Genomic DNA, 14,397 nt, shown 5'->3' on the forward strand with positions numbered 1-14,397 from the left:
AAGTCCTCGATACACACCATCGCGTGGTTTTGGCTTATGGCGGTCGTGGCTTTGTGGAGGTAGTCGCGGCGGGCGTTGCCGATCTGGGCGTGAATCCGCTGGACTCTGGCTTTCGCTTTCTTCCAGTTGTTGCTGAATTTGGTTTTTCGACTCAAAGCCCGCTGCGCCTTGCGCAGTCGAGCCTGGTGCTTCTTAAAGCTGTTAAGGGGTTTCAGGTGATCCTCGCCCTCAAACGCCAGCAAGGGACGATCAAAGGCGGCAAAGCGAGCCACACCTAGATCAATGCCAATGGCATCGCCCTTGGGGGTCGGCGTTTCCACTTCTCGCTCAGTCTGGATGCTGACAAACCACTTGCCGCCCGACTGACTCACGGTGACGTTTTTCACCGTGCCCAGAACCTCGCGGCTGTTGCGGTATCGCACCCATCCGAGCTTCGGCAGAAACAGGCGATTGTTCGCCTGGTCGAGCTTGCAGCCTTGAGGGTAGCGAAAGCTGTCGGAAACACCCTTCTTCTTGAAGCGGGGAAATTCCGCCCGCTTGGCGAAAAAGTTGGTGTAGGCCCGATCCAGATCCTTCAAGCTTTGCTGCAATGCCTGCGAAGGGGTTTCAGCTAACCATTCGGTTGCACTATCCAGCTTCCACTGGGTTAGCTCTTTGCATAAACCCGCATAGCTCAGCTTCTTCTCACCTTGCTCATAGCGCTCCTTTTGCAGCGCCAATGCCTTGTTAAACACGAACCGGCAGGAGCCAGCGAAACGGCGCATGAGGCGCTGTTGCTGACCATCGGGCCGGAGTTCGTATTTAAAGGCTTGCAGGCGTTTCATAACCCCACTATAGTTTGGTCTATGACACAAATCAACGATATCAGAACAGGTCGGCATTGCGTTTTTGTGATGCACGTTCATTTGGTCTTTGTCGCCAAATACCGAAAAACCGTGTTCGACAAGGATGCGATCGAGCGCCTGCGGGAGTTGTTCGAAAAGATCTGTGCCGGCTTTGATGCTGAGCTGAAAGAAATGGATGGGGAGGGCGATCACGTTCACCTGCTGGTGAACTATCCGCCCAAGGTGGCGGTATCATCGCTGGTGAACAGTCTGAAAGGCGCGTCCAGTCGCGTACTGCGCAAAGAGCGGCCTGATATCGCCTCACGGTTCTATTACAAAGGCGTGCTCTGGTCTCCGTCCTACTTTGCGTCCAGTTGTGGTGGGGCGCCGATAGAGATCATTCGCCAATATATCGAGCAGCAACAAACACCGCACTAACCGACCAATGGAGCGGCGACGCCGCTCTCACCTTATATCCCCGCCATGAATGACCGGGCTTTACGGTGTGTTGGGTAAGCAAAAGGCCGGAGGGAGTTATCCCGTCCGGCCTTTTTTGTGCCAGCTTGCCAGGCAGCCATTCAGAAAGCGGACTTTAAACCGGACATTTAACGCCTAAAAAGCAGCTCTTTCCTGCGACCGACTCACACCAAAGCCTTTATTTATGGGCGCTCACTGTGGCATTGTGGAGCTTTCAAAGCGGAAATTAAACCGGACACTCTCGCTCAAGTGCTATCAGAATATACCAAGGACTGTGTATGACTTCATTTATGGACCTGGCCCCGTTCGTACCGCAGGAAGAGGCGTTGATTAAGTACGAGCTTCTCGACCTTGCCAGCACACTGAACCGTGAAGCCGCCAAACTGACCGGCCGGCTTGCTTGATCTTGGCGGTATGCAGAAACGCATTCGCAGTTATGTTCAGGCGAGAAATGAAGGCCGGATTCCGGGCGTTGACGGAGCACTGAAACCGGAAGCTTCACAGATTCTGTTCCAGGCCTTCATTCAGGGCGCGCTCGAACGCTCCACCACACTCGAAATGACCGGAGCTTCCGAAAGCCGTACAGCACGAAGGCTCATCAAGCAGTTGAAAGACGATGGGCTGTTGAGTGAAACCAGCAGTCGATCCCCTCTGAAACGGGAAATCCCGGAACATGCGGAACCTTACTACTTCCCGCAGCTTGCTCCCGGTATCTGACTATCGATCAAAGGACAAAAGAGCCACAGACCCTACTGGGCCCGGGAAAACAGATGGGTAACGTTACTCAGCCCGCTGGCCAGCTTGCCCTTCTCAGCCTGCTTCTTGCGGCCCTTGGCCACGTACAGCGGTAACAGCTCGCCATACAGGCTGGTGGAGATGGTGCGCTGTTCGTCTTCCAGGCGATCCCGACGCAGCTTGATGCCGTATTTCGCCAGTTTCGGTTCCAGCTCATCGGCCCGGCTGAGCAGGTCCCGCCTGGTCATCTGGTAGGCGTGTTCGCACACCATGCGGCGGCTCTGGAAGCTGAAGACGTTGGAGAAGAACAGCTTGGCGTCGTCCCGGGTAGGCTCGAACAGCAGGATGTCTTTGTCCGGGTAATCCCGGGCGTATTGGGCAATGCCCGACTGCATTCGCGAATAAACCATGGTGCGGAACATCTGGGACAGCAGGTTGGGCATGCCCGAGCGGGTGAGATCGCCCGGCTGCATGGTGCCGGCCCGCACGGCGGCGCTGGCATCGATGGGCACTTGCGGATTAACCGCCAGCACCAGGTCCGCACCATCCTCGAAAGCGACGGATGCATGCAGACCTTTTCTCAGGGTGCCGTCTACATAGTAACGGCCGTCTACGTCTACCGGCACATACAAGCCTGGAGACGCCGTGCTGGCCTGTACTGCCCTGGAAATGGGCACGTGGTCGAAACCCGGCGCTCCGAAACACACGGCTTCGGTGCTTTCTACATCTGCAGCCACCACATACAGCCGGTGCTTCAGTTGCCGGAAGTCGTTAGTGCGCCCCAGCATGGTGAACGCCCGGCGCAGGTAATCATGAAGACCTTCGTTGTCGAACAGCCCCGCCGGGGCCGCCTGGGCCAGGATGGTCATGGCTTCCAGCAGGCTCTGGTCGTAGGGATTGTTGACGAAACGGCTGATGGCGGTGGAGATCAGCTTCGGCACGGCCAGCAAGCGGTTACCGTATTCCCGGAGTGCCGGGCGGTAGAACACTTCCGGGTGGAAGGGGTGTACTTCGGCTTCGTTACGCACAAAGATCCGGCACAGCTGGGCGGTGGTCACCTGGTTGGCCAGGTTCGCAGCCACAAAGGAGCCGGAGTTCACGCCTACGTAGACATCCACATTGTTGAAGTCGAGGCCGTCCAGCGCTTCATCCAGGGCTCGCAGGGCACCGATCTCATAAATACCGCCCAGAGGCCCGCCCCCGCCAAGGGCGAGGCCGATCCTGGGTGTCGGCTTGAGTTCGGTTGAGTGTGTCATCGGCCATCCTTCTCAGGTACTGCTGCTGAATTTACGCCTCTAACCTAACAGCGGATTCTAGAGTGCGCACCCTATAAACGGGTTGGCTCAGGTTGCCGCCTGATCGGCCAGTGCCGCGGGTGAGGACTTGACCGGGCGCAAGTAACGGCCAAAGCCGGCATTACGAATGGCGAGGTCAACACAGCTTTTGATCACATGGGGAGAGTCCAGTAACAGCACGTCTTCCAGCAACCGGATGGCCCACTCCCTGTCGATGCTGCGAATCACTGATTTGACCTTGGGCAGGCTCGCAGCGTTCATAGACAGAGAGTCGTAACCCATGGCCATCAACAACAACGCGCCACCAGGATCGCCCGCCAGCTCACCACAGATGCCCACCGGCTTGCCAACAGAATGGGCATCCTGGGCGATACGCACCAACGCCTGAAGCACAGCCGGATGGTAAGAATGGTACAACTGGGCCACCCGGGGGTTGTTGCGATCCACCGCCAGCAGGTACTGGGTAAGGTCGTTCGAGCCTACCGACAGGAAATCGACGCGCTCGGCCAGTTCGCGAATCTGGTACACCGCAGCCGGCACTTCCACCATCACGCCCACCTTGGGCATGTGAATGTCGTAACCTTCTTCCCGAACCTCGTGATAGACCCGGTAAATCAGGTGCAGAGACTCCTCCACCTCGGAGATATTGCTGATCATAGGCAGCATGATCTGCAGATTGTTCAGGCCCTCGCTGGCCTTGAGCATGGCCCGCACCTGCACCAGGAAGATTTCCGGGTGGTCCAGGGTAACCCGGATGCCACGCCAGCCCAGGAACGGGTTTTCTTCCTGGATGGGAAAATAGGTCAGGGCCTTGTCGCCGCCGATGTCCAGGGTACGCATGGTCACCGGGTTGGGCGCGAAGGCTTCCAACTGCTCCCGATAGTATTCCCGCTGCTCCTGCTCGGATGGGAAGCGATCCTTGATCATAAACGGCACTTCGGTGCGGTACAGGCCAATACCTTCCGCACCATGGGAAAGCGACCGCAATACATCGGTCATCAGGCCGGTATTCACCAGCAACGCGACCCGGTGGCCGTCGGTGGTTTCACAGGGCTTGTCCCGCAGGGCTTCCAGGCCGCGAATCAGCTCGTTTTCTTCATCGCAAATAGCCTGGTAGAAGGCCCGCAGATCCGCCGAGGGCGAGGCGAAAATCTGCCCTTCGAAACCGTCGACAATCAGTTCCCTGCCATCCAGCTGGTTCACCGGAATGTCCACCAGGCCCATCACCGTGGGCACACCCATGGCCCGGGCCAGGATGGCCACGTGGGAGTTACTGGAGCCCTTTACAGATACCAGCCCCACAAGCTGGCCTTTGGGCACTTCCCCGAGCATGGCCGGAGTGATTTCGTCACTGACCAGTATCGTATGCTCGGGATATTCCAGATGCTTCTGCTCACCTTCCTGCAAATGTGACAGCAGGCGGCGGCCGAGATCCCGGATATCCACCACCCGCTCCTGCAGGTAGTGGTCGTCCATCATTTCAAAATGCCGGATGTACTGCTGAACCACCTGCTTAAGGGCGCCCTGAGCCCAGATGCCTTCGCGGATCTTGTTGACCACCTCGCCGGGCAGTGCTTCATCGCTGAGCATGCGCAGATACACGTCGAACAGTGCCTGCTCTTCCGGGCGCAGCTGGGACGCGAGCCGGTTCGCTACCCGTTCGATGTCTTCCCGTACTGCCTGCACGGCGGACTGGAACAGCGCCAGTTCCTGCTCGATCTCCTCGGTGGGCTTCTCGGGCACCAGATCCAGGTCTGCCACCGGGTACACAACTACGCCGGTGCCAATGGCCACGCCCGGAGCACCAGGCACGCCGTTGAAGCTGACGTCCTGGGTTTCTTCACCGGTAAGCGACAGGCCGCTGATCGCGCCCGTGGCTTCACTGTGGGCGATCACCCCGGCCAGTTGGGCTGATACGGTGACCAGGAATGCCTCTTCCCCTTCATCAAAGCACCGGGAGCTTTCCCGCTGCTGTACCACCAGCACGCCAAGTACGCGGCGGTGGTGGATAATGGGCACACCGAGGAAGGAACGGAATCGTTCCTCACCGGTTTCAGGAAAGTAGCGGTAGCGCGGATGGGAAGGCGCATCTTCAAGGTTGATAGGCTCCTCACGGGAGCCGACCAGGCCAACCAGGCCTTCGGAGTAGGCCAGGCTGACCTTGCTCACAGAATCCTTATAAAGGCCTTCGGTGGCCATCAGGATATAGCGGTTGGAGGCAGGGTCGAGCAGATAAACGGAGCAGACCTCGGTGTTCATAGCCTTCTGCACCCGCGATACGATGATATCCAGCGCCTCGTTCAGATCGCGGGCGCTGTTCACCTCTTGTACTAGACTTCGCAGGATGCTCAGCATGGAGTCAGTCCGTCATTTCTGATGTTCCTTCAACGCCGGTTCTGCTCACTCCGATGCCACTGTTCCATGTTATGGAACAGTCTGGGAGCCAGTTCTCTCAGCGCACGTCTGTATACTTCTCTCTTGAATGAGACCACCTGCCCCAACGGATACCAGTAGCTTACCCACTGCCAGCCGTCGAACTCCGGTGAATCCGTGCCATCCACGCGTACATGCGCGTCTGGCGATAACATCCTCAGCAGGAACCATTTCTGTTTTTGCCCCACACAAACGGGGTGCGAGTTGTGGCGTACCATCCTTCGCGGAAGACGGTATCGCAGCCAGCCCCGGGTGCAGCTGATGATTTCCACATCGCTGGCACTGAGGCCGATTTCCTCTCCAAGCTCCCGATACAGCGCGTCTTCCGGTGATTCATTGTGCTTGATACCACCCTGCGGAAACTGCCAGGAGTCCTGCCCTATTCGCCTTGCCCAGAGAACTTCTCCCCTGTGGTTGGCCAGAATGATTCCGACGTTGGGTCTGAAACCGTCTGAGTCGATCACGGCACAGTCCTCGTTAAAGTCGGCTGCCGGTTAATTTGTAACCGGCGGAAATTGTCCAAGTTGCTCTCATTCTTACAGAATCCCAAGAGTTCGGCAAACGGAGCCGTTGGCGGCAGGTCATGCTAGACTGTGCGCCTTGCTACGAAGCCTGTAACGATGGGAGGAAACGGCTTGACGCTCGCAATTTTTGATCTGGACAACACCCTGCTCAATGGTGACAGCGACCACGCATGGGGTGAGTTTCTGGTGGAAGAAGGCATGGTGGATGCCGAAGAGTACAAGCGGGCCAATGACCGCTTTTACGAGGAATACCTGAACGGCGAGCTGGACGTTTTCCACTATCAGCGCTTTGTACTGGCACCGTTAACCCGGCACAGCATGGATGAGCTGGAAAGCTGGCGCGAAGCCTTTATGGCCAAGAAAGTTCAGCCGATGATGCAAGACAAGGCCGCGAAACTGCTGGCAGAGCACCGCGAGCAGGGTCATACGCTGATGATCATCACCGCCACTAACCGATTTATTACCGAACCGATTGCCAAGTTACTGGGCGTAGACCACCTGATTGCTACGGAACCGGAGCTGGTAAACGGCAAGTTCACCGGCGAAGTGGCAGGTACGCCGAGCTTCCAGGAAGGCAAGGTGGTGCGGCTGAATGACTGGCTGGCCGCCCATAACGAGAGCCTGGACGGAGCCTGGTTCTACAGTGACTCCCACAACGACTTGCCGCTGTTGCGGAAGGTGGAGAATCCGGTGGCGGTGGACCCGGACCCGACGCTGGAGAAGACGGCTATCGAGAATGGCTGGCAGGTTATGTCGCTGCGGGGGTAAGGCTTAGTGCACCAACCCTGACGGATACAAAGGGGTCTGACCCTACGGGTCAGACCCCACCCTTCTCTACCGCCATTCTCCCCTGGCGGCAATCACAAAAACCCGGTAAGAGAGCGCACAAAGCACGACTTGATATAGTCGGTCTCCGGAATCCCCGGCACGATCGGATGATCAGGCGCCTGGTGGCCCTGCTCCAACAGCTGCACAAACCGGTCGATCTTGCGCCCGCTGCCCCGGATAATGTCGATCAGCTTTTCCTGGGACAAATGCATGGAACAAGACGCGGAAACCAGCAAGCCATCACGCTCCAGCAAACGTAGCCCCAGCTGGTTCAGCCTGGCATAGGCCTGCTCACCGGCTTTCTGGTCCCGGCGGCGGGGGATCAGTGCGGGCGGGTCCAGCACTACGATGTCGAACTTTTCTTTCTCGTCTGCCAGGGCTTTCAGGGCGTCGAAGGCATCGCCTTCGATGGTGTCCACATTCTCCAGCCCGTTCAGTTTGGCATTGTGATGCACCGCATCCACTGCCGATGAAGACGCGTCTACACAGGTCACCTGGGAGGCACCCGCACAAGCCGCTTGAATACCCCAACCACCCACGTAGCTGAACACATCCAGCACTTTCTTGCCGGGCGCATAGGCCTGAAGGCGCTGGCGGTTCATGCGGTGGTCGTAGAACCAGCCGGTTTTCTGGCCGCCAGCCAATGGCACTTCAAAGCGGGCGCCGTTTTCTTCTACCAGTACGGTGTCGGCTTCCGGGCCATGAGCAAATTCCACGTAGGTATCCAGACCTTCCACCTTGCGCATCTTGCCATCGTTTTTCAGCACGATAATGCGGGCATGGGCCAGGCGCTGAACGGCTCGTACGATGGCGTCTTTCATCTGCTCCATGCCAGCGGTGGAGATTTGCACCACCACCACGTCGTCAAAGCGGTCGACCACCAGGCCCGACAAGCCATCACTGTCGCCAAACACCCAACGGTAAAAAGGCTTATCAAACAAACGTTCCCGAAGACTCAACGCCGTCTCCATCCGGTCCGTCAGCCGCTTCGGTGTCATGCCATGATCCGCATCCCGGCTGATCAGCCGGCCGCAAATCAACGCATGAGGGTTCACAAAAGCGATACCCATGGGCTTGTCATTCGAAGCACGCACCTGCACCTGTGAGCCGGGCTCAAACCCGGGCAGCGGGCTGCGTTGGGTGTCTACTTCGTTACTGTATACCCACAAGTGGCCGGCACGGAGACGGCGTTCTGCGCCTTTGCGCAGGTAGAGAACGGGAAAGTCCATCAATGATTATTCCTCAGCGGCCACGTGTTCTGCGTACGCCGCAGCATCCATCAGGCCGTCAAGCTCGCCTTCATCGGCCAGCTTCACCTTGAACATCCAGCCATCGCCATACGGGTCTTCATTGACGATTTCCGGCTCGTCTTCAAGCTTTTCATTGATCTCGATAACCTCACCGGTCACCGGGCTGAATACGTCAGACGCTGACTTAACGGATTCCGCCACACCGGCTTCCTCACCACCGTTAACAGTCACGCCGACCTCGGGCACGCCGATGTAGACCACATCGCCCAGTTGCTCCTGGGCAAAGTCGGTGATGCCCACGGTAGCCGTGCCGTCAGCCTCTACCCGCACCCATTGGTGAGTCTCGATGTATTTCAGATCTGCAGGAATGTCGCTCATGATTTGTGTGTCCTGTTGAAATTTTCCGCGCAGTTTAACCGAAGAGATTAGTTCCAGCGAATGCTCCGGGCCAGCTTCACGAACGCGTTCAGGTAATCCACGGCTTCGTCGCGCTCCCGGAAGCCCAGAAAGATCTGTTTGGGCATGCCCTGCTGGCCCAGTTTCAGGGCTTTTATAGGCAGGTTGCGGGCATATTCATCCACCAGCCACCGGGGCAGTGCACTCACGCCTCGCCCTGCGGCCACCATCTGCAACATGATGTCAGTGGTTTCAATGGTTTTATGCCGAGTCGGACCAGTATGGGCGGGCAGGAAGAACCGGGTAAAAATGTCCAGGCGCTCGACCGCAACCGGATAGGTAATGAGGGTTTCCTGCTCGAGTTGATGGGGTTCTACCCAGTGCTCGCCCGCCAGCGGATGGGTTTCGGGGACGACCAGCACCTGCTCATAATCGAATACCGGCTCGAAACACACGCCGGGCTTGTGCAGCGGGTCCGGGGTCACCAGCAGGTCGATGTCATGGCCGAACAACGCGCCCATGCCACCGAACTGGAACTCCTGTTTTACATCCACATCGACATCCGGCCATTGCTGCAAGTAGGGGCCGACGACCTTCAACAGCCATTGGTAACAGGGATGGCATTCCATACCCACCCGCAAGCTGCCTCGCTGGCCTTTGGCAATCTGGCGGATCTGCATTTCTGCATGCTCAAACTGTGGCAGCAACCGATTCGCCAGCCCCAGCAGCTGATTGCCGGCCTGGGTAAACCGCAACTGGCGGCCTTCCCGAAGCCAGACAGGCGTACCCAGCTGCTGCTCCAGCTTTCGCATGGCATGGGACAACGCCGACTGGGTAAGGTGCAGCTGTTCGGCCGCAGCCGTCAGGGAACCCTGCCGTTCAACAGCGCGCAGAATCTCCAGGTGATTTCGTTCGATCATGACCATCCGTGAATTTTGTTCATTGAATGTTGAAATAATACCATTTTTATTCATGCAATCACCCGCCTAACCTTAGCTCCTGACTCAACACACAGATTCAAGGATTTGATCATGGCAACCACACACAACCTGGGCTTCCCCCGCATTGGCGGACAGCGGGAGCTGAAATTTGCACTGGAAGATTACTGGGCCGGCCGGCAAACCGAGCAGGAGCTGGCAATCACCGCCACTGACCTGCGTCGGCGCCACTGGCAGCAACAGGCCGGGCTGGATTTCGTACCTGTGGGAGATTTTTCCCTGTACGACCAGGTGTTAGACATGTCCGTGACACTGGGCAACCTGCCTGAGAGAGCCGCAGGCAAGCAAGGCTCGGAGCTGGACGCCTATTTCCGCGCCGCCCGGGGCCGGGGCGCCAATGACAGCCCCTGTTGCGCCACCGCGGCGGGCGAGATGACCAAGTGGTTCGACACCAACTATCACTACATTGTGCCGGAGTTTACCGCCGACACCCGCTTTCAACTGAACCCTGAGCGACTGCTCGCCCAACTGGCCGAAGCGCAGGCACAGGGCGTTAAGGCCAAACCCATCATCATCGGGCCAGTGACCTACCTCTGGCTGGGTAAAACCTCCGATGGCAGCAACCGGCTGGACTTGCTGGAACACCTACTGCCGGCGTATTCACAACTGCTGGAAGCCCTGGCCGATGCCGGCGCTGACTGGGTACAGATTGATGAACCGGCCCTGGTGACCGACCTGGACGCCAACTGGCGCTATGCCTTCAATCTGGCCTATCACCAGCTCAAGGCCAACCGCCCGAAACTGCTGCTGGCGACCTATTTCGGTGAACTCCGGGACAACCTGCAACTGGCCTGCGAACTGCCGGTGGCCGGGCTGCACATTGATGCCGTGAGCGCACCGGCAGAAGTCAGCCGGGTGGCGGACTGGCTGCCGAGCCACAAGATTCTCTCGCTGGGCGTGATCAATGGCCGCAACATCTGGAAATCCGACCTGAACAATATTCTGGACTGGCTCGAACCACTGAACGAAAAGCTGGGCGAGCGCCTGTGGCTGGCGCCCTCCTGTTCACTGCTGCACGTGCCGGTCGACCTGGCCCGTGAGCAGGAGCTGGAAACCGAAATCCGTAGCTGGCTGGCCTTTGCAGTGCAGAAACTCGATGAGCTGCAAACGCTTGCAAAAGCACTTAACGAAGGTCGCACCGCCGTGCGCAGCGAACTGGCTGAAAACCGTATCGCCATCGAAAGCCGTCGCAGATCCAGCCGGGTAACCAACCCTACCGTTCAAAAAGCCGTTGCTGCGGTAACGCCAGAGCTGGGTAATCGCCAAAGCCCCTACCCCCAGCGAATCGCCAAACAACGGCAAATTCTTAGCCTGCCGGCATTCCCGACCACCACCATTGGCTCCTTCCCGCAAACTCCGGAAATCCGCCAGGCCCGCCTGCAGTTCCGCAAAGGCGAGCTGAGCGGCACCCAATACACCGAGCAAATGCAGGCAGAAATCGCCCGTTGCATCGAAGCGCAGGAAAAACTGGGGCTGGATGTGTTGGTGCACGGCGAACCCGAGCGCAACGACATGGTGGAATACTTCGGTGAACAGCTGGATGGCTACGCCTTTACGCGCTTCGGCTGGGTACAGTCCTATGGCTCCCGCTGCGTGAAACCGCCCATTCTGTTTGGCGACATTCGCCGGCCCAGGGCAATGACTGTGGACTGGATCCGCTACGCCCAGTCTCTCACCGACAAACCGGTGAAGGGTATGCTGACCGGCCCGGTGACCATTCTGAACTGGTCCTTCGTGCGGGACGATCAGCCAAGAAAAGACTCCTGCCTGCAACTGGCCCTGGCCATTCGCGAGGAAGTGCAGGATCTGGAGAAAGCCGGCGTGAATATCATCCAGATCGACGAAGCCGCCCTGCGCGAAGGCCTGCCGTTGCGGCAGTCAGACTGGGCAAACTACCTGGACTGGGCTATCAACAGCTTCCGCATCGCTGCCAATGGCGTGGAAGACGGCACCCAGATCCACACCCATATGTGCTATTCGGAGTTCAACGACATCATCGAAGCCATCGCCCGCATGGATGCCGATGTGATCACCATTGAAACCTCGCGGTCAGATATGGAACTGCTGGATGCCTTCCGGAACTTTGAATACCCGAACGATATCGGGCCGGGCGTGTATGACATCCACTCGCCCAACATTCCGGACAAGGACCACATCATCAACCTGATGACCCTGGCGGCAGAGCGCATCCCGGCAGAGCGGCTGTGGATTAACCCGGATTGCGGATTGAAAACCCGCAAGTGGGAGGAAGTGACGCCGGCGCTGGAGACAATGGTGGCGGCTGCGCAAGCACTGCGGGCCTGACACTCGCGCACAGTTTTGTCCCTATATGTTACAAACCGGCGTGCAGGTCAGCCATTGGGAATATATAGGGACATCTTGATCGGCTAGTAGCCGGCGCTACCTTCATCCAGGTTGAACCGGAACTGCTCTGCGCGGCAGACTTTTGTGGCGATGTTGCCGGAAGGATCGAGCTCAAACCAACGGTAGCCCGGGGCTAGCGGTTCTACCGCAAAATCTGTGGAACCTCGCGCAAACTGAATACAGGTCGACGGAGAGGCCATTAGCTGCACGCCGTTGCGCTGCTGCTGAAGCTCCTGATGAATGTGCCCCCAGAGCACGCATCTGACGTTCGTGTGCCGGTCGATCACCTGCCAGAAAGCCTCACGGTTTTTGAGGCCTATCTGGTTCATCCAGTCCGAGCCGATATCGACGGGGTGATGGTGCAGGCAAACCATGGTAGGCAAGCCCGAGTGTTCCGACAGGGTTTGGTCCAGAAACGCCAATTCGTCCGCCGAAAGCTCTCCATGCACTTTCCCGTGTACGGAGGAATCCAGCATAACGAAGTGCCAGCCCCCAAGCACAAACTGCCGGCGCCGGGCGTCGAATTCATCAGCAACGGCGTACATGGTGGCTGAGTCATCGTGATTGCCGGCAATCCAGGCAGACGGGCACTGAAAAGCCTCCAGTTTCTGTCCGAAATAATGGTAGGAAGCCACGGAAGCATCCTGGCTGATATCGCCGGTGGCCAGCACCAGGTCCGGCTGGCCATGGCTTCGCAGAGCCTCTTCAATGACGGCCGACAGGCTTTCGCGGGTGTTCACCCCCAGCAAGGCACCATCATCCCGTGCCATCAGGTGCGGGTCTGTCAGCTGTAGGACTTTTAGCGGGCGGGCAGATTGGTGGTCAGACATTCAGGACCTGTTCTGTTCGGGGCAAACGGTTGAAGTTACAACGAGTGTACGATGGCCGGGTTCCTTTTGATTAATGTAAAATCGTAGATTGTTCACATTCTGGCCCGCAGACACAAAATTTTTGCAGTTTTTGACAACTTCACCACAGGCAGAGTGAGATGCTGTCTAGTCGATCCCCTCACCCGCCGACCAGACGGCATTCTCCATAGGCAGGTGCCCGAAGCGCAAACAGTAGTCCAGCCAGTCGGCCAGGAAACCATTCACCTGAACCTTTTCATCGGGGTGATGCATAAAACGGTTCGGGTAATCGTTCACCGGCGCGATCTGGCGCTGCCGGTAGCAACTGATGACTTCCGCCATCATTGCATCGTGGTAGACCCGCACGGTCATCTGTGGATTATTCAGCCAGCGGCCGCTGTTGTGGACCTGCTCCAGCAACAGGGTTTCGGTAAACTTTGCCGTTTGCAGCACTTCAATCCGCACTCGCCCCAGGTACTGGTTCTCCCGGTGCAATTCAAACTCGCACACCGGCTTGCCATCGGATTCCAGCTGCCGCAGTTTGCGAAGCCGCTGGTAATTGCCATCACACAGCGCACCCAGCTGGCGCAAATCCGGTACATAGGACTTGGGACGCTTCACCCACTCAGTCATGCCAACCACTCCCGGCGCAGCCTGTCACGGTTCAGCTGTAGCCACTGGATAGCAATGATCGCAGCGGCATTGTTAATGCGGCCATCGGCCATCATGGCGAAGCACTCGTCGGCGCTGACCACGTGGCTGAGAATGTCTTCGTGTTCGTGCTCCATACCGAAAATACCACCGGCTTCGGCAGTGCTGACCTGTCCGCAATAGAGGTGGATCATCTCGGTGGTGCCGCCGGGAGACACCAGATAATCGCAGATTTTGTCCAGCCGGCTAAAACTTAACCCGGCCTCTTCCTGCCCTTCCCTCTGCGCCACGTCTTCCGGGCTTTCGCCGTCTTCGTTCATTCCCGCTACGAGCTCCAGCAACCAGGGGGATTGGTTGCGGCCCAGGGCGCCGAGGCGGAATTGTTCCAGCAGTACGACTTCATCCCTTTGCGGGTCGTAGGGGAGCACGCAGGTGGCGTCGCCGCGGATGAAGAGTTCTCGGGTGAAGGTGGGCATGTCGCGGCCGTCAAAGCGCGGGTGGGTCAGCCAGAGTTTGTCCATGCGAAAGAAGCCCTGGAAGACGGTTTCGCATTTTTCGATTTTGACGTCGCTGGCGTTGAACTGGAACGGTTTCGGCATTCGGGTTTCCGGTTTGGTGTTCGGCTTGGAACGATAGCGGTAATGATGGTGAAGCTGCAAGTTACGGCCCCAGCCTTCTAGCCCGAAGTTTGGCGGTCCTTGGGACGTCCTTTCCAAAAACCGCTCCTTGCGGCACGTCCATGTGGCGCTTCTGCTCCGCCATCCATGGCTCCGC

At 58.0% G+C, this 14,397-nt stretch carries 15 protein-coding genes; 5 read left to right on the forward strand and 10 right to left on the reverse strand.

Going from position 1 to position 14,397, the window contains the following annotated elements:
* On the reverse strand, nt 1-824 hold an 824-nt coding region (locus B2589_RS04665), incomplete at its 3' end, for an RNA-guided endonuclease InsQ/TnpB family protein (protein WP_286815757.1).
* Nucleotides 825-845: 21 nt separating this feature from the next.
* On the opposite strand from B2589_RS04665, the gene tnpA reads away from it, so the two are divergent.
* The 3 genes from tnpA to B2589_RS04680 all read left to right on the forward strand — a co-directional run bounded on the left by tnpA (nt 846) and on the right by B2589_RS04680 (nt 2,018).
* Nucleotides 846-1,262, forward strand: coding sequence for an IS200/IS605 family transposase (gene tnpA, locus B2589_RS04670; protein ID WP_081697630.1), 417 nt, complete (start codon nt 846-848; stop codon nt 1,260-1,262).
* Between the two features lie 317 nt (nt 1,263-1,579).
* Nucleotides 1,580-1,705, forward strand: coding sequence for a hypothetical protein (locus B2589_RS04675; protein ID WP_286815758.1), 126 nt, complete (start codon nt 1,580-1,582; stop codon nt 1,703-1,705).
* A 10-nt stretch (nt 1,706-1,715) separates the two neighbouring features.
* On the forward strand, nt 1,716-2,018 hold the full coding sequence (locus tag B2589_RS04680; RefSeq protein ID WP_286815759.1) for a hypothetical protein: 303 nt from the start codon (nt 1,716-1,718) through the stop codon (nt 2,016-2,018).
* A gap of 32 nt (nt 2,019-2,050) precedes the next feature.
* Here B2589_RS04680 and B2589_RS04685 read toward each other — a convergent pair whose 3' ends face one another.
* From B2589_RS04685 to B2589_RS04695, 3 genes are all read right to left on the reverse strand, one after another.
* Nucleotides 2,051-3,292: a patatin-like phospholipase family protein gene (locus tag B2589_RS04685; protein ID WP_286815760.1), complete on the reverse strand. Its 1,242-nt coding sequence runs from the start codon at nt 3,290-3,292 to the stop codon at nt 2,051-2,053.
* Nucleotides 3,293-3,379: 87 nt separating this feature from the next.
* Nucleotides 3,380-5,686: a phosphoenolpyruvate--protein phosphotransferase gene (gene ptsP / locus B2589_RS04690; RefSeq protein WP_286815761.1), complete on the reverse strand. Its 2,307-nt coding sequence runs from the start codon at nt 5,684-5,686 to the stop codon at nt 3,380-3,382.
* A gap of 29 nt (nt 5,687-5,715) precedes the next feature.
* Nucleotides 5,716-6,228 carry an RNA pyrophosphohydrolase gene (locus B2589_RS04695; RefSeq protein ID WP_022989890.1) on the reverse strand — a complete coding sequence of 171 codons (513 nt, stop codon included), beginning with the start codon at nt 6,226-6,228 and terminating at the stop codon, nt 5,716-5,718.
* A 171-nt stretch (nt 6,229-6,399) separates the two neighbouring features.
* Here B2589_RS04695 and B2589_RS04700 point away from each other — a divergent pair, with 171 nt between their 5' ends.
* Nucleotides 6,400-7,056 (forward strand): HAD family hydrolase, encoded by a 657-nt coding sequence (locus tag B2589_RS04700; RefSeq protein WP_286815762.1) that lies wholly within the window; start codon nt 6,400-6,402, stop codon nt 7,054-7,056.
* 92 nt (nt 7,057-7,148) lie between these two features.
* On the opposite strand, the gene B2589_RS04705 is transcribed toward B2589_RS04700, so the two are convergent.
* From B2589_RS04705 to B2589_RS04715, 3 genes are read right to left on the reverse strand one after another with little or no spacing between them, the layout of a single operon-like run.
* Complete coding sequence (locus B2589_RS04705) at nt 7,149-8,345, reverse strand: class I SAM-dependent rRNA methyltransferase (RefSeq protein WP_286815763.1); 1,197 nt, start codon at nt 8,343-8,345, stop codon at nt 7,149-7,151.
* A gap of 6 nt (nt 8,346-8,351) precedes the next feature.
* Nucleotides 8,352-8,744, reverse strand: coding sequence for a glycine cleavage system protein GcvH (gene gcvH / locus B2589_RS04710; RefSeq protein ID WP_153741312.1), 393 nt, complete (start codon nt 8,742-8,744; stop codon nt 8,352-8,354).
* Nucleotides 8,745-8,791: 47 nt separating this feature from the next.
* A complete protein-coding gene (locus B2589_RS04715; RefSeq protein ID WP_286815764.1) occupies nt 8,792-9,682 on the reverse strand; it encodes a LysR family transcriptional regulator in 891 nt (296 codons plus the stop codon).
* A gap of 111 nt (nt 9,683-9,793) precedes the next feature.
* Here B2589_RS04715 and metE point away from each other — a divergent pair, with 111 nt between their 5' ends.
* A complete protein-coding gene (gene metE / locus B2589_RS04720; protein ID WP_286815765.1) occupies nt 9,794-12,064 on the forward strand; it encodes a 5-methyltetrahydropteroyltriglutamate--homocysteine S-methyltransferase in 2,271 nt (756 codons plus the stop codon).
* An 83-nt stretch (nt 12,065-12,147) separates the two neighbouring features.
* Here metE and cpdA read toward each other — a convergent pair whose 3' ends face one another.
* The 3 genes from cpdA to B2589_RS04735 form a co-directional block, all read right to left on the reverse strand.
* Entirely contained in the window at nt 12,148-12,954 is an 807-nt protein-coding gene (cpdA, locus tag B2589_RS04725) for a 3',5'-cyclic-AMP phosphodiesterase (RefSeq protein WP_286815766.1), read from the reverse strand.
* A 165-nt stretch (nt 12,955-13,119) separates the two neighbouring features.
* Entirely contained in the window at nt 13,120-13,605 is a 486-nt protein-coding gene (locus B2589_RS04730; protein ID WP_286815767.1) for a DUF1249 domain-containing protein, read from the reverse strand.
* Nucleotides 13,602-14,222: an NUDIX domain-containing protein gene (locus B2589_RS04735; RefSeq protein WP_286815768.1), complete on the reverse strand. Its 621-nt coding sequence runs from the start codon at nt 14,220-14,222 to the stop codon at nt 13,602-13,604. Before B2589_RS04735 ends, B2589_RS04730 begins: the two co-directional genes overlap by 4 nt.
* Between the last annotated feature and the right edge of the window lie 175 nt (nt 14,223-14,397).

Origin of the sequence: Marinobacter sp. UBA3607 (genome assembly GCF_002375525.1) — a bacterium.
GTDB lineage: Bacteria > Pseudomonadota > Gammaproteobacteria > Pseudomonadales > Oleiphilaceae > Marinobacter > Marinobacter vinifirmus.